The organism is Rhizobium sp. P1_C7 (assembly GCF_056406295.1).
This window is the reverse complement of sequence record NZ_JBFUAL010000005.1, coordinates 359,751-380,499: the sequence shown is the minus strand read 5'-3', so window position 1 is coordinate 380,499 and position 20,749 is coordinate 359,751. Positions and strand designations below refer to the sequence as shown.

General features: G+C 60.2%; 23 protein-coding genes and 1 pseudogene. 16 read left to right on the top strand and 8 right to left on the bottom strand.

Annotation, left to right across the window (positions count from 1 at the left end; translation table 11 throughout):
• Both AC1D2R_RS10645 and AC1D2R_RS10640 read left to right on the top strand, forming a co-directional pair.
• On the top strand, positions 1-251 hold a 251-nt coding region (locus AC1D2R_RS10645; protein WP_477967238.1), incomplete at its 5' end, for a transposase.
• Between the two features lie 6 nt (positions 252-257).
• Positions 258-1,265 (top strand): annotated as a pseudogene (locus AC1D2R_RS10640) (adenylate cyclase); the annotation flags it as partial.
• A 344-nt stretch (positions 1,266-1,609) separates the two neighbouring features.
• Here the strand turns inward: AC1D2R_RS10640 and AC1D2R_RS10635 are convergent.
• Both AC1D2R_RS10635 and AC1D2R_RS10630 read right to left on the bottom strand, forming a co-directional pair.
• Positions 1,610-1,837, bottom strand: a complete 228-nt coding sequence (locus tag AC1D2R_RS10635) for a hypothetical protein (protein WP_477967237.1) — start codon at positions 1,835-1,837, stop codon at positions 1,610-1,612.
• A gap of 4 nt (positions 1,838-1,841) precedes the next feature.
• Positions 1,842-2,228, bottom strand: coding sequence for a hypothetical protein (locus tag AC1D2R_RS10630; RefSeq protein ID WP_477967236.1), 387 nt, complete (start codon positions 2,226-2,228; stop codon positions 1,842-1,844).
• A gap of 172 nt (positions 2,229-2,400) precedes the next feature.
• On the opposite strand from AC1D2R_RS10630, the gene AC1D2R_RS10625 reads away from it, so the two are divergent.
• From AC1D2R_RS10625 to ku (AC1D2R_RS10600), 6 genes are all read left to right on the top strand, one after another.
• The gene (locus AC1D2R_RS10625) at positions 2,401-2,703 is read left to right on the top strand and encodes a hypothetical protein (protein WP_477967235.1); all 303 of its coding nucleotides are present in this window, start codon (positions 2,401-2,403) and stop codon (positions 2,701-2,703) included.
• 259 nt (positions 2,704-2,962) lie between these two features.
• Positions 2,963-3,211 carry a DUF1488 family protein gene (locus AC1D2R_RS10620; protein ID WP_477967255.1) on the top strand — a complete coding sequence of 83 codons (249 nt, stop codon included), beginning with the start codon at positions 2,963-2,965 and terminating at the stop codon, positions 3,209-3,211.
• Positions 3,212-3,350: 139 nt separating this feature from the next.
• Positions 3,351-3,497 carry a hypothetical protein gene (locus AC1D2R_RS10615; RefSeq protein WP_477967234.1) on the top strand — a complete coding sequence of 49 codons (147 nt, stop codon included), beginning with the start codon at positions 3,351-3,353 and terminating at the stop codon, positions 3,495-3,497.
• Between the two features lie 617 nt (positions 3,498-4,114).
• On the top strand, positions 4,115-4,492 hold the full coding sequence (locus tag AC1D2R_RS10610) for a hypothetical protein (RefSeq protein WP_477967233.1): 378 nt from the start codon (positions 4,115-4,117) through the stop codon (positions 4,490-4,492).
• Positions 4,489-4,947: a pyridoxamine 5'-phosphate oxidase family protein gene (locus tag AC1D2R_RS10605; protein ID WP_477967232.1), complete on the top strand. Its 459-nt coding sequence runs from the start codon at positions 4,489-4,491 to the stop codon at positions 4,945-4,947. The genes AC1D2R_RS10610 and AC1D2R_RS10605 overlap by 4 nt, the downstream gene beginning before the upstream one ends.
• Before the next feature lie 115 nt (positions 4,948-5,062).
• Complete coding sequence (ku, locus tag AC1D2R_RS10600; protein ID WP_477967231.1) at positions 5,063-5,872, top strand: non-homologous end joining protein Ku; 810 nt, start codon at positions 5,063-5,065, stop codon at positions 5,870-5,872.
• Between the two features lie 19 nt (positions 5,873-5,891).
• Here the strand turns inward: ku (AC1D2R_RS10600) and ligD are convergent, their stop codons facing one another.
• Genes ligD through AC1D2R_RS10585 form a run of 3 tightly spaced genes read right to left on the bottom strand, consistent with a single transcriptional unit; the run spans position 5,892 to position 9,548 of the window.
• Entirely contained in the window at positions 5,892-8,408 is a 2,517-nt protein-coding gene (gene ligD / locus AC1D2R_RS10595; protein WP_477967230.1) for a DNA ligase D, read from the bottom strand.
• 2 nt (positions 8,409-8,410) lie between these two features.
• Positions 8,411-9,253, bottom strand: a complete 843-nt coding sequence (gene ku, locus AC1D2R_RS10590) for a non-homologous end joining protein Ku (RefSeq protein WP_477967229.1) — start codon at positions 9,251-9,253, stop codon at positions 8,411-8,413.
• Positions 9,254-9,281: 28 nt separating this feature from the next.
• On the bottom strand, positions 9,282-9,548 hold the full coding sequence (locus AC1D2R_RS10585; RefSeq protein WP_477967228.1) for a hypothetical protein: 267 nt from the start codon (positions 9,546-9,548) through the stop codon (positions 9,282-9,284).
• Positions 9,549-9,794: 246 nt separating this feature from the next.
• Here AC1D2R_RS10585 and AC1D2R_RS10580 point away from each other — a divergent pair, with 246 nt between their 5' ends.
• From AC1D2R_RS10580 to AC1D2R_RS10570, 3 genes are all read left to right on the top strand, one after another.
• The gene (locus AC1D2R_RS10580) at positions 9,795-10,754 is read left to right on the top strand and encodes a helix-turn-helix domain-containing protein (protein WP_477967227.1); all 960 of its coding nucleotides are present in this window, start codon (positions 9,795-9,797) and stop codon (positions 10,752-10,754) included.
• Positions 10,755-10,900: 146 nt separating this feature from the next.
• Positions 10,901-12,409: an aldehyde dehydrogenase gene (gene adh, locus AC1D2R_RS10575; protein WP_477967226.1), complete on the top strand. Its 1,509-nt coding sequence runs from the start codon at positions 10,901-10,903 to the stop codon at positions 12,407-12,409.
• Positions 12,410-12,479: 70 nt separating this feature from the next.
• Positions 12,480-12,869: a DUF779 domain-containing protein gene (locus AC1D2R_RS10570; RefSeq protein ID WP_477967225.1), complete on the top strand. Its 390-nt coding sequence runs from the start codon at positions 12,480-12,482 to the stop codon at positions 12,867-12,869.
• Positions 12,870-12,902: 33 nt separating this feature from the next.
• Here the strand turns inward: AC1D2R_RS10570 and AC1D2R_RS10565 are convergent, their stop codons facing one another.
• From AC1D2R_RS10565 to AC1D2R_RS10555, 3 genes are all read right to left on the bottom strand, one after another.
• On the bottom strand, positions 12,903-13,262 hold the full coding sequence (locus AC1D2R_RS10565; RefSeq protein ID WP_477967224.1) for a hypothetical protein: 360 nt from the start codon (positions 13,260-13,262) through the stop codon (positions 12,903-12,905).
• A 317-nt stretch (positions 13,263-13,579) separates the two neighbouring features.
• Entirely contained in the window at positions 13,580-14,260 is a 681-nt protein-coding gene (locus tag AC1D2R_RS10560) for a permease (protein ID WP_477967223.1), read from the bottom strand.
• A gap of 78 nt (positions 14,261-14,338) precedes the next feature.
• Positions 14,339-15,364 (bottom strand): substrate-binding domain-containing protein, encoded by a 1,026-nt coding sequence (locus tag AC1D2R_RS10555; protein ID WP_477967222.1) that lies wholly within the window; start codon positions 15,362-15,364, stop codon positions 14,339-14,341.
• Between the two features lie 319 nt (positions 15,365-15,683).
• Here AC1D2R_RS10555 and AC1D2R_RS10550 point away from each other — a divergent pair, with 319 nt between their 5' ends.
• The 5 genes from AC1D2R_RS10550 (at position 15,684) to AC1D2R_RS10530 (ending at position 20,748) form a co-directional block, all read left to right on the top strand.
• The gene (locus AC1D2R_RS10550; protein WP_477967221.1) at positions 15,684-16,949 is read left to right on the top strand and encodes an ABC transporter substrate-binding protein; all 1,266 of its coding nucleotides are present in this window, start codon (positions 15,684-15,686) and stop codon (positions 16,947-16,949) included.
• 85 nt (positions 16,950-17,034) lie between these two features.
• On the top strand, positions 17,035-18,021 hold the full coding sequence (locus AC1D2R_RS10545; RefSeq protein WP_477967220.1) for a carbohydrate ABC transporter permease: 987 nt from the start codon (positions 17,035-17,037) through the stop codon (positions 18,019-18,021).
• The gene (locus AC1D2R_RS10540) at positions 18,021-18,851 is read left to right on the top strand and encodes a carbohydrate ABC transporter permease (RefSeq protein ID WP_477967219.1); all 831 of its coding nucleotides are present in this window, start codon (positions 18,021-18,023) and stop codon (positions 18,849-18,851) included. Before AC1D2R_RS10545 ends, AC1D2R_RS10540 begins: the two co-directional genes overlap by 1 nt.
• Positions 18,852-18,863: 12 nt before the next feature.
• A complete protein-coding gene (locus AC1D2R_RS10535) occupies positions 18,864-19,892 on the top strand; it encodes an ABC transporter ATP-binding protein (protein WP_477967218.1) in 1,029 nt (342 codons plus the stop codon).
• 70 nt (positions 19,893-19,962) lie between these two features.
• A complete protein-coding gene (locus AC1D2R_RS10530; protein ID WP_477967217.1) occupies positions 19,963-20,748 on the top strand; it encodes a ThuA domain-containing protein in 786 nt (261 codons plus the stop codon).
• Position 20,749 lies beyond the last annotated feature (1 nt).

The following is a 20,749-nucleotide window of genomic DNA, read 5'->3' as shown; positions in this document are numbered from 1 at the left end:
GCCACAAATCGGCTGCCATCCGTCAAACAATCAAAGCCGCCGGTGCGCGGCTCTGGTTCCTGCCGCCCTATTCGCCGGACCTCAATCCGATCGAGCAGGCCTTTTCGAAGATCAAACACTGGATGCGGCACGCGCAACGCCGAACAATTGACGATACCTGGCGCCACATAGGCAGGCTGGTCGAAACAATCCAACCCGACGAATGCGCCAACTATCTTACAAATGCCGGCTATGCTTCTGTCAAAAGGTGAAATGCTCTAGCCGGGGCCGTCCGCATCTCCGGTCCGCGTGTCCGCGTGACGGCACGTCTCCTCGATACGGAGACCAACGAAATACTATGGTCCCAAACTTACGATGACGACTTGCGCACCCGCGACCTCTTCGCGATCCAGTCAGATGTTGCCAACAAAGTTGCGGCAGCCGTAGCACAACCATACGGCATAATGGCGCAGGCAGATGCCGCCAATCCGCCGCCCGATAACCTGGGTATCTATGGCTGCACCTTGAGCTTCTATAGCTATCGGGCAGAGTTGAGCACAAGGCGCCATGCGGAAGTACGAGATTGTCTCGAGAGCGCTGTCGCCCGTTATCCGTCCTTTGCGACCGCGTGGGCCATGCTCTCGATCTTTTATCTCGACGAGGATCGTTTCGTGTTCAATCCGAGGCCGAACGCACCCGCGCCGGTCGAGCGCAGCCTTCAAACGGCCCGGCGCACCGTTCAACTGGACCCTGGCAACACGCGCGCCCTTCAAGACCTGATGACCGCCCTGTTCTTCAGCAAGCAGGTTCCGGCAGCACTTCATGTCGGCGAACAGGCACTTGCTTCCAACCCCAACGACACCGAGTTCCTGGGAGAATTTGGAACGCGACTGGCGATGAGTGGGCAGTGGCAGCGCGGCGCCACGCTGCTCGACCGAGCGCTTGCCCTCAACCCCGGCGGCGCCGGCTTCTATCACGGAATGCGGGCGTTCGCCGCCTACATGCTGGGCGACAACCGAACTGCGCTCATCGAGATCAACCAGGCGGATCTGCAGAAATTCCCGCTTTTCCATGCCGTCGCTGCAGTTGTCTATGTCGATGCGGGATTGCTCCAGGATGCCCGCCTGGAAGCGTCGCGTTTCAACGAAATGCGACCCGATTTCATTCCCAACATCGTAGGCGAACTCAAGGCGCGCAATTTCCAGCCTGCAGATCGGGCGCGGCTGATCGCCGATCTCCGAAAGGCGGGGTTGCCAGCACTCGACGAGGTGCAATCGACAATGCTGGGCGGGTGTTGCCCGTCGCCCAGTCCGGCGTTGCGCGGTTGGTGTCTACGACTGCTATTCCGGCCTTATGCGCACATGATCGATCGGCAGATTTCATCAAGCGGGGAAAGTACCGGCTAACCTGCGGCGGCGGATGGATTTCGACGGTGTGTGCGGTCGAGGGATGAACTTCTCGACAGCAGCCGCCTGCCAAAGCGCCGAGGGTGAACGTGCCTGGCGCGCCTCCGAAATGAGGTCATCTGCTGTCGGTGCGCTCGTTTCCTTGTTCAAAGGCTGCTCACTGGGAAAGCTCCCGAACTCGCGGGCTCCACCCCTATTCAACCTGTCTTGACCGTTTTTCATGGCTAACTTCCCGCGGCGCTTGATGTCTTCGCGCTACGCGCAATGGGCAGCCCCAACTGCCAGTGAATCTCGGCGAGCTTTTCAAGCCAGATCGCAACCTCCTGCGGAACGTCCGCGTCGCCGGTCTCCCAAGCGGTAACGTCCGCCAGGTCGCACTCGATGGCGTTCGCCAGCGTGGCCAGGTTCCATCGGATGGCAAACAGGCAATCCCGAAAACGCAAGGGCGTCATGGGCTCAATCCCGAAATGTGGCTTTGGGAAACCGATAGCCTCCCGGTCGCAACGGCGCGCTTGTATACTTTGCCGCCGTGTACCGAGTGATTCGGTAGGATTTCAATGGAGCGCCGCCGTCGTCTTGCCATCTGGCCAGCGAGGCATCGTCCCGGGACAATACGATTGGACCTGCTCCAGGCTTCATCGCGATATGCATTTTCAGGGCGGACCTCAGTGCTGCTTCATCGACATTCCCGGCCAGGAAACTCTGAATGAGGAAGTTTGTCGCTTTTATCTCCCCTTCGTCGGTCGCCCGTGTCTCGCCACCGCGAAATCCGGACTTTCTGAGAATGCGATCCAGCATCCTCAGGTTGGCGACATCGAAAAAATGGTTGCTGGTGGAAGACATCGCGTCCTCCTTTGTTGGGGCTGGGGCACTCTGACCTCAAGCGGAGGTGCCCGCAAAATGACCGCCGATAGGCAACGGTGCGCCCTTTACGAGCATAGCGCAAGCTGATTTGACAGCAGGCATTGATTATGCGCCAGACAAGGACAGTTTAATCTTTAGAGGGAGCTCCGCCATGCATCCTACCGGAGAAACAATACTCAAGAAGCCGTCGGCGCTGTCGGTCACGGAAAGACGCGCGCTCATCGATCATCTTGCGAAAACGATTGTACATCTGACGCACGGATTGGCGGAGGCTGGCCAGCTGGAGCTCTTGCCTACGATGCTGGAAACGAGAGAAACACTCCGCAAGTTGACCGACGACATCGCTGTTGCCGATACCGAGTACTCCGACGAGATCATTGCTGGCGCCGTCCGGCTTGTCGCAACGACAGAGGCGCTGCTCGAGGACAAATTTGTCTCCTACACCATCCATTGATGACCGTGGGCTACCCAGCTGCGGCGATAGTCGGCGACAGATAAACTCTGTTGTTGTTAAACGGCCAGCAAAGGCGCAATAATATACGCGAGACGGAGAAGTCGCCTTGGGTGTGGCGTTGGACTGAACGCCGAACAGCCGACCGAGCGACCAACGCGCACCGTTCCCGACCGCGATCCTCATCAATCAGGATTGTTTGCAAGACATCAAATCATTGCGCGACGGCACGGGCGCTTTGCCACCAAAGGATTGGACTGCAATGGCGCTTATATTTCCCAATAGAAGCCGTAGTTTTGACGAGACGAGACACGGTGTGCGTTTTCTCGGATACGACGGCATGTTCGAGGTAAGGTTCCTGGTCGAAGCGGAGGCGTTGAGAAGCGCTTCTGAAGCTGCATGCCTGAACGCCTTCGATGCAACACGACCGTCAATCCAAGAGGCTGCATCCAGGGCCTACGCCCGTCGTCGAGGAAACAATTTCACACTCACGGCTCAGGATTTTCGTTGATCGCATGCGGTCCTGAACGGTTGTGCGGCCTTGTGGCATCTGTGCCGACTCCCCATATTCGTTGTGGTGGCAGCATGTGAACGGGCGCTGCTTTCAAGGGCGGTAAGGCCTTCCCTAGCCCCAACCAAAGGAGGACATCATGTCTTCCGCAACAAGCGTCCATTCCTGGAAAAATACCGCGCTTTACATCGGCCAGTTCCGGTATCTTGAGTTCTTGATCAAATCGACACCGGCGATCAGTCTGGCGTTTATCCTCTACGTCACGCTCAAGGGCGTTCTCTGGTAGGATAACGCTTGCCGATTTAGTCGCCCCGCCCTGATTAAATCGCGTTACACAGCTGTGCGGCAGGTATACGATGACCTGTCGGCAACCACTGAAACGGGCGTTGCCGCTTGAGAGCGAACTGCTCTTGCCCCAGTAGGGGAAATTACGCCATGTCCCTTCCAAGACTTGATCACAACGGAACATTCTCACCCGACGATCTGGGTGGTCTGCGCACCGAGTTCGATGCGTGGTGTGGGAGAGACCGAGGCGTCTGCACCGGGCCGGTTGCAAGGCCCATCGATGATGAAGTGCTTGTCGGAAACACACCATTGTCGCTTCGGCCCATGCTTCGTTCGGTGAGACCAAACACAGTCGCCGAAGCCTCGGAGCCCCTAGGCATCGCTTTTAGGAACCAGGGGCGGCCGACCGCGCCGACCCGCGTCCTTGCGCGCGTTGCCTCGTGAGAACGTCGAATGGCACGGCCGAAGTCGACCGTGCCGGCGATGCGCACTGCAATCGCGCGGGCCCCTTAGAGGCACTTCCTGCGATCGCTCTCGGTCGAAATCCAATGGATGGCCAGTCTGCCGGCGGATGCCTGCCGCGCCACAAGATCAGACAATGCCGCAAAGGAGCCCACAATGTACAATGCTAAACGTGATGGTTGCGGGAATGGAGCGAGCCTCGCCATTCCGTCGATGGGCGAAATAGAGGGCCGAATAACGGTCCTGGAAGTTGTTGCAATGACGTCCTTGAGCCTTCTCGTGAAAGCTGGAGACAAGCACGCCGCCCAGGATGTCCTTTCCGCCATTCGCTGCGCCATGCGGTCGAAATGCGAGGACATCAAGCTCTCGCCTGCGGATGCGGACTCGGCGATTGCCTACGCGCAGGAGCTCTTCGAGGCAACATTGGAGAACATGAACCGAGACGTCGGAGAGAGCAGCTCCGTGGTCGGGCAGGCACAGGATGCCGCAGCATTCCATGCCGCGCCTCGCCAGCACCGGGGATGGCACCCATGAGCGTTAGAGACATGACGGAACGCGAATGCAGGGAACTCCTTGCAAGGGGGAACGTCGGGCATCTCGCCTGCGTTCATGACAGCCGTCCTTACGTCGTGCCGATTCACTATGCCTTCGACGAGGAAAAGGTCTACGTCTTCTCTCTGCCTGGCCAGAAGATAAATTGGATGCGCACCAATCCACACGCCTGCATTCAGGTGGAGGATGCAGGCCAACGTCACCTGTGGAAGAGCGTCGTCGTCGAGGGTATTTACCAGGAACTGCCCGACACCACCCAACTGCACAACGAGCGCATCCACGCCTGGTCCCTGTTGCAGAAGCGTTCACTGTGGTGGGAGCCTGGTTCCTCCAAACCGGGCACCGGTTCAGCGGAGACAGACGTTCCGATTTTCTTCGCTATTTCGGTCGACCGGATATCGGGACGGGAATTGCTGCCGCCGGTAGCGGACGCCTAGACGCCCGACCCTCACAAAGTCGTTCGTGCGATGGAACCAAACCGCCCCTCCCTTCGTTATGCGAAATTGTCGCATTGTGGCTTTTGAAGATGGCGCCAAGAGCGCCGGGGGACAAATGGCGCGTCAGACCTATTGGAAGGGCTACCTCAAGCTCTCGCTCGTCACGGCGTCAGTATCGCTGACGCCTGCGACTACGGATAGCAACCAGCTTCGCTTCCACGTCCTGAACCGAAAGACAAAAAATCGGGTGGAAAGCCGGTATGTCGACAGCGTCACGCACAAGCCGATCCCGGACAAGGACCAGGTCAAGGGTTATCCGCGGGGCGAAGACGACTACGTCATTCTCGAGGATGAAGAGATCGACGAAGTCGGGCTGGAAAGCACCCGCACGATCGATATCGACACCTTCGTTCCGCGTGGCTCGATCGACTGGATCTGGTACGACAAACCGCATTTTCTTGCACCGGAAGACAAGGTCGGCGTCGAAGCCTTCTGCGTCATACGCGAGGCGATGAAGGCGAACGACGTGGTCGGCATCGCGCGCCTTGTCCTCTATCGGCGCGAGCGCGCGGTCCTGCTGGAACCACAGGGGAAAGGCATCATCCTCTGGACGCTCCACTTCGGCGACGAAGTCCGTCAGCCTGCGGCCACGCTCGATACCGAAAGCAACGTGGATGAAACGGTGCTTGCGCTGATGAACAAGCTCGTCAAGGACAGAACCGACGACTGGAAGCCCTCCATGGTTCAGGATCCCGTTCAGAAGCGGATCAGGGCGATGATCCGCGCGAAGGAGAAAAACCTTGTGAAGTCGTCCCCGGCTGCAACCAAGCCGCCAACCGCGAAGCCGACTGGCAACGTTGTCAACATCATGGACGCGCTTAAGAAAAGCCTCTCCAAGGATAGCGGGCGCCCGAAGTCTCACTGATTTTGCGTGCAATGCACCGTCATTTCGGTTTCTGCAGCGGCACCGCTGCAGAAAAAAAGCCCTCCCAGGGATCCCGGGACATGGCATCAAGACGAGCGGGCGCATTGTCGACGGTGAAATAGGCCGGGCCGATCTCGTCTGTCAGCTCGCTCCAGTCGAGCGGCATCGAAACCGCGGCGCCCGGCCGCGCACGCGTCGAATATGCAGCAACCGCCGTATTGCCACGCCCGTTGCGCAAGTAGTCGATAAAGATCTTGCCGTTCCGTTTCGCCTTCGTGGCGGTCGCCAGATATCTGTCCGGCTGGTCCTTCGACATTGTGTCCGCCAGAGTCTTGGCGAAGGCCTTCACCTGAACCCAACCGGCCTTTGGCTGCAGCGGTGTCACCACATGGAGACCTTTGCCGCCCGAGGTCTTCACAAAAGCCGCCAGACCCGCGCCTTCGAGGCGTTGCTTCAGCTCGAGTGCCGCGGCGATCACGTCGCCCCACGTCACATCCTCGGCCGGATCGAGATCCATCGTGATCATGTCCGGCTTTTCCCAACTGTCGGTGGTTGCGCCCCAGGGGTGGATTTCCAGCACCGCTGATTGGACGAGCGCGACCATGCCATCGAAATCGGCAATCCGCAGCAACTTCTCGCCGCCCCTGTCCTTCGGATCGGCTATCTGATCGATGTTCGGATTCATGCCTTTCCACGCATGCTTCTGGAAGAACCGCTGATGCCCACTGATCCCGTCCGGGCACCTCAGAAGCGCGAGGGGACGGTTGACCACATAGGGCCCAATGAGGCGCCAGACCTGCGCGTAGTAACTCACAAGTCCCTGCTTGGTGACACCCTCGTCGGGCCAATAGATCCGGTCCGGGTGCGTAAGCGTGACGCTGGACTGCGGCAGCTCCCGAGCGGTCGTGTTTTCTGTCTCGCGCATCACTTCCCCTGCCGCCTTGTCCTCGCGCAGTCCCCGAAAGGCCGCGTGCCGCAATTTGCCGTCGCCCGACCATGCCTGAAATTCCACTTCCGCGACTAGCCGCGGCTGCACGTAGACCAGACCTTGGCGCTCCTGCGCCGTCAACGTATCGTCGAAGACGCTCTTCTTCTGCTCGCTCGCCGACAATCGATCGTAGAGCATCTGCGCCGTCGCGACCGAGTAACCGGTTCCGACCCTGCCGGCATGCTTCAGCTTGCCGTCCTTGTAGTATCCCATTGCAAGCGAACCGATAGCCCCTCTGGTCGCTGTCGACGGCACATATCCGCCAACCACGAACTCCTGCCGCTTCGAGCATTTCGACTTGACCCAGTCACCCGTGCGCCCGGAAATATATGGGCTATCGGCTCGTTTGGAGATAACTCCCTCCAGTCCAAGCAGGCGGGCGTGATCGAGCACGCGCGCGCCGTCTTCGACGAAATGCGTGCTGTAGCGAATTGTCTCGCCATCGCCCGACAGCAGTTTTTCCAACAGGGACTTGCGATCCGTGAGCGCCGCATTCCTGAGGTCATCGCCGTCGAGATAGAGCAGATCGAAGGCATAGAACACGAACCGCTCGCCGCGGCCCTCGCTGAGCTCGTTCTGCAGGGCAGAAAAATCGGAGACGCCATTGTTGCGCTCCACGACCACCTCTCCGTCGATGATCGCAGTGTCGGCAGGCAGCGCCGAGAACGCATCGGCGAGGCTTTTGCCGAACCTATCGGTCCAATCAAGGCCGCTGCGGGTGAGCATGGTCACCCTGCCTTTCGCTAGCCTGATCTGCAGTCGGTATCCGTCGAACTTGATCTCATGAATCCAGTCCTCGCCAGCCGGAGGCTTCGGCTTCGGCTTCGCAAGCTCCGGCTCGATGAAGCCGGGCAGCCTGGCCTTCTGCGCGCCTTTCGGCCTGTCGTACGACAACGCCTTTGCGGGACTTCCTTTCGGTGCGGCAGCAACGGTCTTCGCGTTGCCCTTCGGTCGTGATCGCCACGTCGCGTCCGGGTTCTTCGCCACCTCCTCGATCTTCCGGCCGGTCTTTGCCGATTCTGGGCGCAGTTTCAGGATATCGCCCTTATGGCGCGCCTCCTCGTCCTGTGCCTTGATCAGCAGCCAGTTCTCCTGCTTCTCGCCCGGCTTGGCATGGATCCGTACCAGATGCCAGCGCCCCTTGAGCTTCTCGCCGTCGAGGTCGAACTCCATGTGACCTTTCTTGTAACCCTTGTGGGCATCGCCGTGCGGCGTCCACGTCCCGCGGTCCCAGACGATGACTGTACCGCCGCCGTACTGCCCTTTCGGAATGATCCCCTCGAAATCGCCATAGGCAAGGGGATGGTCTTCCACATGCACGGCGAGGCGCTTGTCGTCGGGATTGAGGCTTGGGCCGCGCGTCACGGCCCAGCTCTTCAGCACGCCGTCGAGCTCGAGCCTGAAATCATAGTGGAGCCTTGTCGCATCGTGCTTCTGGATAACGAAGCTGAGCGCATTGCTGACCCGCGCGGCTTCCTCACGCCGGCGGCCTTTCGGCTCCGGTGTGACCTTGAAATCGCGCTTTGCCTGATAGGTTTCGAGAGCCATCGTCAGCCCGCTTTTTCCGTCCGGCTATCCCTGGCGGTCTTTCCGGCAGGCTTGCCGCTGGCAGACTTGACGCTGACCTTGGCACTCTGGCGAAGCGCCTCCATGAGGTCAATCACCTTGCCCTGCGGCGGCGGCTTCCTCATTGGAGGTGCCCTACCCTCGATCTTCGCCTGCACCAGTTCTGCAAGCGCCGTCTCGTAGCGGTCCACATATTCCTGCGGCTTGAAGGCGCCTTTCTTGGTGGCGATGATGTGGCCGGCCAGTTCGAGCATTTCCTTGTCGAACTTCATCTCCGGAATATCCCTGAAGACGGTTTCCGCGTTGCGCACTTCGTAGTCGTAGCTCAGCGTTGTCGCGATAACGGCATCGTTCTGCGGCCGGATCAGCACCGTCCGTTTCTTGCGGAAGAGCACGGCCTCGCCGATCGCGGCCACCTTCTGGTCGCGCATCGAGCGAGCGATCAGGGCAAGGGCTTCCTCGTCGTCGTCACTCACCGGTGCCAGATAGTAAGGCCGGTCGAAATAAAGCTTGTTGATTTCGTCGTCTGGCACAAAGCTCTGCACATTGAGAACCTTGTCGCTTTCAGGCACCAGCTCCGCAAGCTCCTCGCCTTCGATCAGGATGTACTCGCCGCTGTCCAGGCGGTACCCCTTGACCTGATCGTCGCGCTCCACCGGTTTGCCGGTTTCACCATCGATGAATTGACGCTCGACGCGATGACCGGTCTTGCGATTGATGATGTTGAACGAGATTCGGTCGGACACGGACACCGCCGTATAAAGGCCGACGGCGCACACAAGATCCCCCACTTTCAGATGGCCTTTCCAGCTTGCCCGTGCTGCCATTGCACGCTCCCCTCTTGGTGTCGTCCCGCTAGGTGTCCCGCGCCCTGCGCCGCCGCCGCTCGTCCAAGGCAATGATCTTCTCGACGGAAGCGATATCGTCGCTTGTCACCACCGGCACGGCATCGGCAGCGATCGCCTCCAGCACCTCTTTCGAAAGGGCACCATTGCGAATGACCCATTCTAGCGTCTCGCGTGTCTGTCGCTCGGCCTTGAGCTGAGCGTAAAGCGAAACGATCAGCCGATCGCGCCCGTCCATCCGGCTGTTTTTCTGATCGAACCTGCGGATGCGCGTCATCGAACCCGACCTCATGGTGATGAAAGACCTAAACCGCTCAGGCGGCGAAAAGTTCCACGCCCTGTCGAAGGCATCATCGAGAAATCGAGTGCACGCCGCAGCGATCCATCGCCTTTGCAAGGTGTCGCAATTCTGAGACAGTTTCAGCGCTTGAGCACCGCGGCGCAATGGCCGCCTTCCTCAGGCCCGAGTTGCCAACAGCTGGGGTTTCCGCCACATTGAGCTGACGGTTGGTGGGAGGAGCCAATGCACGAGCAATCTGCTCATGCCGAGCACGTCTACACGTGTACACAGAGAGATTCGGCCGCGGCCAGTTCGTCGGTGGTTGCTTCATGGCGCCGCTGCATTGCCATGCACCAGCTTGCTCCCGAAGACCGGCGCACGCCGTTGCGCCTGACCGACCACGAATTCAGAAGCGCCTGCGATGAATCCGAGCAACTGATCGCCAGTGCTTCGGACGAACTCGACCGGCTGTTCACGACCACGGGCAAGGCCGGCTGCTGTCTTCTGCTGACCGATCGCAACGGCATTGCGCTGGAGCGGCGCGGCGCGACCGGTGACGACAAGCAGTTTCACGATCTCGGTCTCTGGACCGGCTCGGTCTGGACCGAAGCCAGCATCGGGACGAACGGCATAGGCACTGCCCTTGCCGACGAGCGCGCGGTCTCCATTTTTCGCGACCAGCACTTCTTCTGTTCGAACATCAACCTGAGCTGCACGACGGCGCCGATCCGCGATCATCGCGGGCAATTGGCGGCGGCGCTCGACATCTCCACCTGCCGCGACGATGTCAACGAGATGACGCTCGCCATCATCGCCCAGATGGTGCGCGATGCCGCGATGCGGATCGAGATCAATCTCTTTCGCAGCGCCTTTGCCGGCGCCCGGTTCCTGATGGTACCTGCCGGCGCGAACCCGGCATCGGCCCTGCTTGCCGTCGACCGGCATGACCTGGTGCTGGGTGCCACGCGAGCTGCCCGTCTTGCCCTGAAGCTTGACGACAGGCGCATAGCAGCGGGTATCCCCGCAGCGGATGCCTTGCAGGAAACACGCCTTTCCGACGACGAGGACCTCCTCGACGCCGAGCGCGCCGCCCTGCTGCGTGCGCTCTCTCGCTCGGGCGGCAACGTCTCGCAGGCCGCAATTGCACTCGGCATCAGCCGCGCGACGCTGCACAGGAAGATGAAGAAGCTCAACCTTCACTGACGGGATTTGCGGCCGCCGGCCTGTCGCACCACTGCGACACAGTGCAGTGCGGTATCGGTTTACAGACCTGTTTCCCGACCGAAAAGGCGCGCAGGTTTCCTCCCATGGGTTCGCTTCCGGACCCGCTCATCTCAAGGGAGGATGACATGCTGCATCAGAAAATCGTCGAGTCGCCGTTCAAGCTGAAATACGGCAACTTCATCGGCGGCGAGTGGCGCGAGCCGATCGAAGGCAAGTATTTCGACAACATCACGCCCGTCACCGGCGGCAAGCTCTGCGAAATTCCACGCTCCAGCGAAAAGGACATCAACGCCGCCCTCGACGCCGCGCATGCCGCCAAGGACAAGTGGGCCCGCACGTCGGCCGCCGATCGCTCCAACATCCTGATGAAGATCGCGAGCCGCATGGAGGACAAGCTGGAGCTCCTGGCGCAGGCCGAGACCTGGGACAACGGCAAGCCGATCCGTGAGACCATGGCCGCCGATATTCCGCTGGCGATCGACCACTTTCGCTATTTCGCGTCATGCATCCGCGCCCAGGAAGGTTCGATCGGCGAGATCGATCACGACACCGTCGCCTATCACTTCCACGAGCCGCTCGGCGTCGTCGGCCAGATCATCCCCTGGAACTTCCCGATCCTCATGGCCGCCTGGAAGCTGGCGCCGGCGCTTGCCGCTGGAAACTGCGTCGTCATCAAGCCGGCCGAACAGACCCCTGCCTCGCTTCTCGTCTGGGCAGAACTGATCGGCGACCTTCTGCCGCCGGGCGTGCTCAACATCGTCAATGGCTTCGGCCTGGAGGCGGGCAAGCCACTTGCCACCAGCCCCCGTATCGCCAAGATCGCCTTCACCGGAGAGACGACGACCGGTCGCCTCATCATGCAGTATGCCAGCCAGAACCTCATTCCGGTGACGCTGGAACTCGGCGGAAAATCCCCGAACATCTTCTTTGCCGATGTGATGGCTGAAGACGACGACTTCCTGGACAAGGCGCTTGAAGGCTTCGCAATGTTTGCGCTGAACCAGGGCGAGGTCTGCACTTGCCCAAGCCGCGCCCTCATCCAGGAATCGATCTACGATCGCTTCATGGAGCGGGCGGTCAAGCGCGTGGAAGCAATCAGGCATGGCAATCCCCTCGACAGCGCAACGATGATCGGCGCGCAGGCTTCCAACGAGCAGCTGGAGAAGATCCTCGCCTATCTGGACATTGGCAGGCAGGAGGGGGCCGAGGTCCTCACGGGGGGCGCGCGCAACGATCTCGGCGGCGAACTCGCCAACGGCTACTACGTCAAGCCGACGATCTTCAAGGGTCACAACAAGATGCGCGTCTTCCAGGAGGAAATCTTCGGCCCCGTGGTCTCCGTCACGACCTTCAAGGACGAGAAGGAAGCCCTCGAGATCGCCAACGACACGCTCTACGGCCTCGGTGCCGGCGTATGGAGCCGCGACGCGAACCGCTGCTACCGCTTCGGCCGCGAAATCCAGGCGGGCCGCGTCTGGACCAATTGCTACCATGCCTATCCCGCGCACGCGGCCTTCGGCGGCTACAAACAGTCCGGCATCGGCAGAGAGACGCACAAGATGATGCTCGACCACTACCAGCAGACGAAGAACATGCTGGTGAGCTACAGCGAGAAGGCGCTCGGCTTCTTCTGAGAAAGGGCCCCACGCAGGTGCGACCCGCTCCCCATGAGGGGGCGGGTTTTCGCCGCAAAGGAAAGAAACCATGGAAACCACCGTCGACGGGCAACCGCGCGTCCTTGCCACAGACGCAGCCATCGGGCTTATCGATGACATCAGGCGGGACCACCCGGATATCATGTTTCACCAGTCGGGCGGCTGCTGCGATGGCTCATCGCCGATGTGCTATCCCGCCAATGAGTTCATCATCGGCGAGAGCGATGTCAGGCTGGGAGAGATCGCAGGCGTGCCGGTCTACATCAGCGCCGGCCAGTTCGAAGCATGGAAGCATACGCAGCTGATCATCGACGTGGTGCCCGGTCGCGGCGGCATGTTCTCGCTCGATAACGGCCGCGAGAAACGGTTTCTCACCCGCTCCCGTCTTTTTGCAGGCGGCGAGGCCTGTGCCGTCCCAGACGGAACGAGCCGCAAGTAGGCTAGCTGTTGCGCCGACGGGATCGACATGAAGTCAGTGCCTGCGAACTTTCCCGGTCGGAATGGCCGACGTTGTAATCGACACCGGATCGCTTGCTGGAAACGAATCTTCCAGCCCCTCGTCAAGCTGCTCTTCCATCGTTCCCGCATCCCCGGCACTTCGAGCGCTTTGCAAGGCACCGACGTCGCTTCGCGTGGTGTTGCTCGGGTCCGATGACGCAAGTTCCGACATGATAGCCCTGGCACGATCGACGGCATTTCCCGCGTTAAGGGTACGATCGCCATCATTGCGCAGCGACACGGAAACCACCTCGCCGCCACTTCCGACGAACTCCACCGTAAAACCCTGCTTCCCGCCGTGTGCGGGAATGACCTGTGTACCAACCAGCTGCATGGGGCTTTGCTCCAGTCCAAGGTTGTCTGCTTGACAGGAACGGGCACGCGCCCGTGAAGGTTCCCGCGCATGCAGCCTTGGCGATGGGCAAAAAAAAGCCATCGTGTGAACGATGGCTCAATCGTGAAGGTCAAAACCTCCAGAGGGGAACAGTTGTCTCGCCGACCGGGAGGAATGGCCGACATTTATGAAACAACTGTGACTAATATGGAGCGCCAGACCCCGTCATTCAATCAATCGCCGCCTGAAATATCGTCCGGTGTGAAATCTTCTTTCCAGAGTTTGCGCGAACCGCGCGATATTCTACCGGGTGGAGTTCAGGTGCCGCCCGGCGCTGTGCCGTACACGATCGGAATCGCGCATATGACGACAATCACCACGCCCTGGAGGATCGCGACGGTCACCATGGCGAGCGCCCGCCCGGTGGAGATTTTCAGATCGGCCCTGAACCACCGCGTCTCGATCGTCGCGTACCACACGATCACGACGGCCAAAGCGGCAAGCCCCGCGAGCTGTGTTATCTCATGGCCGATCCGCAGGAGCAGACTTGCAACGTTGATCCCAAGGGCAAACGGCGCCGCGACGTAGCACTGACTGTAGAACGGTGGCCTCAACGAGCTGCGATCGATCGGTGTTCCGCGCCTGCGCAACAGTTTTGCCGCCATCAGCAACGGAAAGACGCTATAGGCAATCGCCCGAAAGAGGATCAGATTGGAATCGCTTTCCAGCAACGACGGACGTATCCAGGGAGCCTCGATCTTGCTGAAACTCAGCTCCAGGCCATGCGCAAGGAAGAGCGTGATCACAAGAAACAGCGGCGGGCTGAGCGTGTCGGTATATTGCTCGGACGCATCGTCGCAAAGCTCGACATCGGCATAGCGCATCATGGCGCCGGGATGGCGAATAGTCCGCCACAGGGTTATGGGATAGAAGACCATCCAGGAGACCACCTCGTAGAGGAACTCCTCGAAAGACTTCAGCATTCGCATGAAATCCATTGCCTGCCCCTATCCTCGTTCCGTGCAATCCTGACCTGGACATCGACGCTGCAAAGGACAACACCGAGCCTCACTTGTTCAAGCCTTAGGCTGCCGGAATGGCGCTGTCGATTCGCGCAGGATCAGTTCGACCGGCCACAACTCGTGGATCTCGAGCGGTGATCTCCCCGACAGAAGCTGAAGGACGAGATCGGCGCAACGCGTGCCGGCCGCACGCATCGAGGATCGCGTCGCAGACAGCGAGGGCACCATGTTGTCGGCGGTCAGATAAGGAAACACATCGTCGTGAGCGATCACCGAGACGTCGCGTCCGATCTGCAATCCCAGCGATCGCGCAGCACGATAGACGCCAAGAGCCGTCATCATCGACCCCGCAACGATCGCCGTCGGCGCATTTGACTGTTCGAGAAACGAGCGCGCAAAGCGAAAGCCGAGTTCGTCGGTGAAGTTGCCGCTCGCCATCAGCTGCGGATCGGGTTCGATCCCATGGCTTTGCAGGGCATTGCGGAACCCGCTGTCGCGATGAAGCGCGTAGGTAGCGCCCGGGCGGCCATTGATCATCGCGATCCGCCGATGGCCGAGATCGATCAGATGCGAGGTCGCCCGGCGGATTGCCCCTTCGTTGTCAATGTCGAGCCATGCATGCGGCACGTCGATGTCCGAACGCCCGTGGACAAGAAACGGCATTGCGAGTTCATGAAGCAGTGCAATGCGCTCGTCGTTCGGCCTCGGCGAATGCACGATGATCGCGTCGACGCGCCGGCTCTCGACAAGGCGCCGATAGTGCTGCATCTCGTCGCTATGATCGGGATCTGCCATGGGAATGACCAGAATATCGGTATCCTCGGACACCAGCCGCTCCGCCATCCCGGCCATGAACTCCGCGAAATGAAACTCGCCCGCGCGGCCCATGACCACGCCGATCGCACCGGCCCGCCCTGTCTTCAGACGTACGGCATTGACGTTCGGCCGGTACCCCAGCCTGATTGCCTCCTCGGTGACGCGAGCACGGGTGGTTTCGCTGACCTCGGGATAGCCGCTGAGCGCCCTGCTGACGGTCGTCGGAGACAGGCCGACTTGTTTGGCGAACTCTTTAAGTTTCATGCTCCGACGCGTCTTTCATGATCAGCTTTTCAATCTTGTGCACACCGTAGACTACTGAGCCGCTTATGTCTGAACAGCCGGATTCTGCAACAAGCCAAATCGATTTCAATTTTAATTATTGTTCGCAGCGGGCCACCGATTGCTTTCCACAAGAGGAAACAGAACCATCTACATGTTTTTCTTTAATTTAACATGAATTACTCCCGTATTCCATCGGCACTTTCATTGCCCCCTTGACACCAAATCTCCGTTCTGACAGTTTTTTCCAGCCAAACCGATTTCAATTCGCAGGTCATTTGGTTCTTTTTGGGAGGAAGATATGAAAATTCGTTTGACTGCGGTCGCCCTCGCGACCGCCCTTTTCGGCATTGTGCAGCCGTCTTTCGCGGCCGACATCAGCATTTCGGCAAGCTCGACTGGCAAGAACCTTGACCTTTTGCGCAAGCAGCTCGACACGTTCGAGAAGGAGACCGGCAACAAGGTCAGCATCGTGACCATGCCGTCGTCATCCACCGAGCAGTTCTCGCAATACCGCCTGTGGCTTGCAGCCGGAAACCAGGATGTCGACGTCTACCAGACAGACGTCATCTGGGCGCCTCAGTTGGCCGAACAGTTTCTCGATCTGAAGGATGCCGCCAAGGATGTCGTGGGCGATTTCTTCCCCTCGATCATCGCCTCTCAGACCGTCAACGACCGCCTCGTGGCACTGCCGCTTTACACCGATGCTCCGGCCTTCTTCTACCGCAAGGACCTGCTCGACAAATACGGCAAGCAGCCGCCGAAGACCTGGGACGAGATGGCGGCAACCGCCAAGGAAATCCAGGAGAAGGAACGCGCCGCCGGCCAGAAGGATCTTTGGGGCTACGTCTTCCAGGGCAACGCCTATGAAGGCCTGACCTGCGACGCGCTGGAATGGATCAAGTCCTCCGGCGGCGGCCAGATCGTTGAAACCGACGGTTCAATCTCCATCAACAACGAAAAGGCCGCAGCCGCCATCGAGCGTGCCAAGAGCTGGGTTGGAAGCATTTCTCCATCTGGCGTGCTTGCCTACCAGGAAGAGGAGTCCCGCGGCGTCTGGCAGACCGGAAACGCCGTCTTCATGCGCAACTGGCCCTATGCCTACGCACTCGGCAATGGCGAAGACAGCGCCGTCAAGGGCAAGTTCGACGTGACCACGCTGCCGGTTGCTACGCAAGGCGACCAACCCTCCTCGACACTCGGCGGCTGGAACCTCGCCGTCTCCAAATATTCCAAGAGCCCCGACGCCGCGGTGGCCCTGGTGAAGTTCCTGACCTCCAAGGACAGCCAGAAGCAGCGTGCGATCGAGCTTTCCAACCTGCCGACGCTGCAGGCGCTCTACGACGACAAGGACGTTGCTGCGGCCCAGCCGTTCATGCCGAACTGGAAGCCGATCTTCCAGAACGCCGTGCCGCGTCCCTCAGCCACGACCAAGGTCAAGTACAACGAGGTCTCCTCCAAGTTCTGGACGGCCGTTCACAACTCCCTCTCGGGCAGCGGAACAGCTGCGGAAAACCTTGAGCTTCTCGAAGCAGAACTGACGACGCTCAAGGGCGACAGCTGGTGACAGGTCGAACCGGCAGCGGCGGGCACCGCCGCTGCTGTCTTCCAAATGCCACCCTCCATCGCCTCCAGAAGCGGGTATCTCACGCATGACTGAAGCCGCAGTCTCCCAACCCCTCGGGTCGAACGTCCGCGCCACCAGACGATTTTCGCAATTGCGCTCGGAGCGTGTCCGGTCGGCCTGGATATTCCTGGCGCCGACGCTGTTCATTCTGGCCGTCGTTGCCGGATGGCCGCTTTTCAGGACCATCTATTTCAGCTTCACCAACGCATCGCTGACGAGCCTCGGCGACGCGCAATTCGTGGGCTTCAAGAATTACCTTTCATGGGTCACGCTGAAGAGCGGCCGCACCGTCTATAGCGGCCTTCTCGCCGATCCCGCCTGGTGGGGCGCCGTCTCGAACACGCTCAAATTCACCATCCTCTCGGTCTCCATCGAAACCACCCTTGGCCTGATCGTCGCCCTGGTGCTGAACGCCCAGTTCGCGGGACGCGGGATCGTACGCGCTGCGATCCTCGTTCCCTGGGCTATCCCGACAATCGTCTCCGCCAAGATGTGGGCATGGATGCTCAACGATCAGTTCGGCATCCTGAATGACATCCTGCTTGGACTTGGCCTGATCAGCCAGAAGATCGCCTGGACGGCCAATCCGGACACGGCAATGATTGCGGTGCTGATCGTCGACATCTGGAAGACGACGCCGTTCATGGCACTGCTCATTCTCGCCGGCCTGCAGATGGTTCCGGCCGATATCTACGAGGCCGCCAAGATCGATGGCGTCAATCCGATCAAGGTCTTCTGGCGCCTGACCCTGCCGCTCGTCCGTCCAGCCATCATGGTCGCCGTCATCTTCCGCATGCTTGACGCCATGCGTATCTTCGACCTCATCTACGTGCTGACGCCGAACAACGCCAAGACCAAGACGATGTCCGTCATGGCGCGCGAAAACCTCTTTGATTTCGACAAGTTCGCCTATGGCGCAACGGCCTCCACTGTCCTCTTCCTGATCATCGCAACCGTGACCGTGCTCTACATCTGGCTTGGCCGGGTCAAACTTGGCGGAGGCGAACGCTGATGCTCCTCACGGCCACAAAGAACACGCTCTTCTATCTCCTTGTCGGCGTCATCGTGATCATCGCCATCTTCCCGTTCTACTACGCGATCCTCACGAGCTTCAAAGCGGGCACCGAACTGTTTGCGGTCAACTACTGGCCGACCTCGATCTCGTTGGCCAACTATGCCAGCGTGCTGACGACGGGCAGCTTCATCCGCAGCCTCGGCAATTCGCTGCTGGTCGCCTGCGTCGTGGTCGCGGCCTCGCTGCTCCTTGCTGTCACCGCATCCTTCGCGCTGGCTCGCGTTCACTTCCGTGGCCGCGGGCTGTTGATGCTGACGATCCTGTCGGTGTCGATGTTCCCGCAGATCGCCGTGCTGGCGGGCCTCTTCGAGCTCATCCGCTGGATCGGCATCTTCAACACGCCGTTTGCGCTGATCTTCTCCTACATGATCTTCACCCTGCCCTTCACCATCTGGGTGCTAACCACCTTCATGCGGGATCTGCCCATCGAAATCGAGGAAGCGGCGATCGTCGATGGCGCATCGCCCTGGGTCATTATCACGCAGGTCTTCATGCCGCTGATGTGGCCGGCTTTGGTCACCACCGGCCTGCTCGCCTTCATTACGGCCTGGAATGAATTCCTCTTCGCCCTAACATTTACCTCTTCGGATGCTCAGCGAACGGTGCCGGTCGCGATCGCTCTCCTGTCGGGCGGCAGCCAGTTTGAAATCCCCTGGGGCAACATCATGGCGGCATCGGTCATCGTGACCGTGCCGGTCGTTGTCCTGGTCCTGATATTCCAGCGTCGCATCATTTCCGGTTTGACCGCCGGCGGCGTCAAAGGTTGAAGAAAGCAAGATATGGCACAGATTCGACTCGATAATATCCGCAAGAGCTTCGGCGCATTCGACGTGATCAAGGGCGTGACCATGGACATCCGAAAGGGCGAGTTCATGGTCTTCGTCGGCCCCTCGGGATGCGGCAAGTCGACACTTCTGCGACTGATCTCAGGGTTGGAGGACATTAGCTCCGGCACGCTCTCCTTCGACGGCAAAGCGGTCAACCATTGCGCGCCTTCCAGGCGCGGCATCGCCATGGTCTTCCAGTCCTACGCGCTATACCCGCACATGAGCGTCTTCGAGAACATGGCCTTCGGCATGAAGCTCGCGGGGCGGACGAAGGACGAATGCAAGTCCCGGGTCGAACAGGCCGCCAACCTCCTGCAGCTTTCTCCCTACCTGGAGCGCTTGCCCCGCCAGCTCTCCGGCGGCCAGCGCCAGCGCGTCGCCATCGGCCGCGCCATCGTGCGTGACCCAAAGGTCTTCCTGTTCGATGAGCCGCTGTCGAACCTGGACGCAGCGTTGCGTGTGGCGACGCGTCTGGAGATCGCCAAGCTCCACCGCAGCATGCACGGCACGACGATGATCTACGTCACCCACGACCAGGTCGAGGCGATGACCCTCGCCGACAGGATTTGCGTGCTGCGCGACGGCGTCGTCGAGCAGATCGGCACGCCGCTGGAACTTTATGAGACACCGAATTGCGTGTTCGTCGCTGGCTTCATCGGCTCGCCGAAGATGAATTTCCTGTCCGGCGCGTTCTCCGCTGGCTATGGCGCGCACACGATCGGCGTACGTGCCGAGCACGTCGAGATCGTCCAGCACACGCCCGCATGGACCGGCACAGTCATCCACTGCGAAATCCTCGGCTCGGACAGTTTCGTCTATCTCGATATCGGCTCCGGCGAACCGCTCGTTGTCCGCGAGACCGGCGTATCACGTCATCGACCCGGCGAGACGCTTGGGGTATCCCCCGTCGACATCCACATTCACCGTTTCGACCAATCCGGCCGCGCGCTAGAAAGGACGCCCCTTCGAGGCGCTGCCTGACACCCGCCCGAACCACCGATCGACCGGCTTCCCACCGGCTGATCCAACATCCGCATGAAGGAGTATCGACGTGTCCATTCGCACTATCGTCTGGGGTGAAAACATCCACGAGACCACCAACGCCATCGTCCGGGGCATCTATCCCGACGGCATGCACACGACCATCGCCAACGCCCTGAACAGCGATCCGGCGATCACGGCCACGACGGCAACGCTGCAGGAGCCGGAACACGGCCTGACCGAAGCGCGCCTCGCCGAGACCGACGTCCTGACCTGGTGGGGTCACAAGGACCACGGCGCCGTTTCCGACGAAGTCGTCGAGCGTGTTGCCAAGCGTGTCTGGGAAGGCATGGGCCTTCTCGTGCTGCACTCCGGCCATTTCTCGAAAATCTTCAAGCGCCTGATGGGCACCCCATGCGCGCTCAAGTGGCGCGAGGCCGGAGAGCGCGAGCGCCTTTGGACCATCAACCCGCGTCACCCGATCGCGGCAGGTATCGACGAGAACTTCGTGCTGGAAAACGAAGAAATGTACGGCGAGCAGTTCTCGGTACCGGAGCCGCTCGAAACGGTGTTCATCTCCTGGTTCCAGGGGGGCGAGGTGTTCCGCTCGGGGCTCACCTGGCGCCGCGGTGCGGGCAACATCTTCTACTTCCGCCCGGGCCACGAGACCTATCCGACCTACCATGACGCGAACGTCCAGAAGGTGCTCATCAACGCCGTGAAATGGGCCTACAATCCGCAGGGTGATCTGAAGAGCATCACCGATGCACCGAACGTTCCGGTCGAGAAGGCGCTTGAGCCGATCGTCGAGCGCGGTCCGAGACTGCACCAGGCCGGCGAAGCCGGTTACCGCTGAG

What these genes read in the sequence shown, in the direction of transcription:
- AC1D2R_RS10635 (WP_477967237.1), bottom strand. Translation starts at nt 1,837, where the DNA reads ATGACGCCCTTGCGTTTTCGGGATTGCCTGTTTGCCATCCGATGGAAC.
- AC1D2R_RS10630 (WP_477967236.1), bottom strand. Translation starts at nt 2,228, where the DNA reads ATGTCTTCCACCAGCAACCATTTTTTCGATGTCGCCAACCTGAGGATG.
- AC1D2R_RS10625 (WP_477967235.1), top strand. Translation starts at nt 2,401, where the DNA reads ATGCATCCTACCGGAGAAACAATACTCAAGAAGCCGTCGGCGCTGTCG.
- AC1D2R_RS10620 (WP_477967255.1), top strand. Translation starts at nt 2,963, where the DNA reads ATGGCGCTTATATTTCCCAATAGAAGCCGTAGTTTTGACGAGACGAGA.
- AC1D2R_RS10615 (WP_477967234.1), top strand. Translation starts at nt 3,351, where the DNA reads ATGTCTTCCGCAACAAGCGTCCATTCCTGGAAAAATACCGCGCTTTAC.
- AC1D2R_RS10610 (WP_477967233.1), top strand. Translation starts at nt 4,115, where the DNA reads ATGTACAATGCTAAACGTGATGGTTGCGGGAATGGAGCGAGCCTCGCC.
- AC1D2R_RS10605 (WP_477967232.1), top strand. Translation starts at nt 4,489, where the DNA reads ATGAGCGTTAGAGACATGACGGAACGCGAATGCAGGGAACTCCTTGCA.
- ku (WP_477967231.1), top strand. Translation starts at nt 5,063, where the DNA reads ATGGCGCGTCAGACCTATTGGAAGGGCTACCTCAAGCTCTCGCTCGTC.
- ligD (WP_477967230.1), bottom strand. Translation starts at nt 8,408, where the DNA reads ATGGCTCTCGAAACCTATCAGGCAAAGCGCGATTTCAAGGTCACACCG.
- ku (WP_477967229.1), bottom strand. Translation starts at nt 9,253, where the DNA reads ATGGCAGCACGGGCAAGCTGGAAAGGCCATCTGAAAGTGGGGGATCTT.
- AC1D2R_RS10585 (WP_477967228.1), bottom strand. Translation starts at nt 9,548, where the DNA reads ATGACGCGCATCCGCAGGTTCGATCAGAAAAACAGCCGGATGGACGGG.
- AC1D2R_RS10580 (WP_477967227.1), top strand. Translation starts at nt 9,795, where the DNA reads ATGCACGAGCAATCTGCTCATGCCGAGCACGTCTACACGTGTACACAG.
- adh (WP_477967226.1), top strand. Translation starts at nt 10,901, where the DNA reads ATGCTGCATCAGAAAATCGTCGAGTCGCCGTTCAAGCTGAAATACGGC.
- AC1D2R_RS10570 (WP_477967225.1), top strand. Translation starts at nt 12,480, where the DNA reads ATGGAAACCACCGTCGACGGGCAACCGCGCGTCCTTGCCACAGACGCA.
- AC1D2R_RS10565 (WP_477967224.1), bottom strand. Translation starts at nt 13,262, where the DNA reads ATGCAGCTGGTTGGTACACAGGTCATTCCCGCACACGGCGGGAAGCAG.
- AC1D2R_RS10560 (WP_477967223.1), bottom strand. Translation starts at nt 14,260, where the DNA reads ATGGATTTCATGCGAATGCTGAAGTCTTTCGAGGAGTTCCTCTACGAG.
- AC1D2R_RS10555 (WP_477967222.1), bottom strand. Translation starts at nt 15,364, where the DNA reads ATGAAACTTAAAGAGTTCGCCAAACAAGTCGGCCTGTCTCCGACGACC.
- AC1D2R_RS10550 (WP_477967221.1), top strand. Translation starts at nt 15,684, where the DNA reads ATGAAAATTCGTTTGACTGCGGTCGCCCTCGCGACCGCCCTTTTCGGC.
- AC1D2R_RS10545 (WP_477967220.1), top strand. Translation starts at nt 17,035, where the DNA reads ATGACTGAAGCCGCAGTCTCCCAACCCCTCGGGTCGAACGTCCGCGCC.
- AC1D2R_RS10540 (WP_477967219.1), top strand. Translation starts at nt 18,021, where the DNA reads ATGCTCCTCACGGCCACAAAGAACACGCTCTTCTATCTCCTTGTCGGC.
- AC1D2R_RS10535 (WP_477967218.1), top strand. Translation starts at nt 18,864, where the DNA reads ATGGCACAGATTCGACTCGATAATATCCGCAAGAGCTTCGGCGCATTC.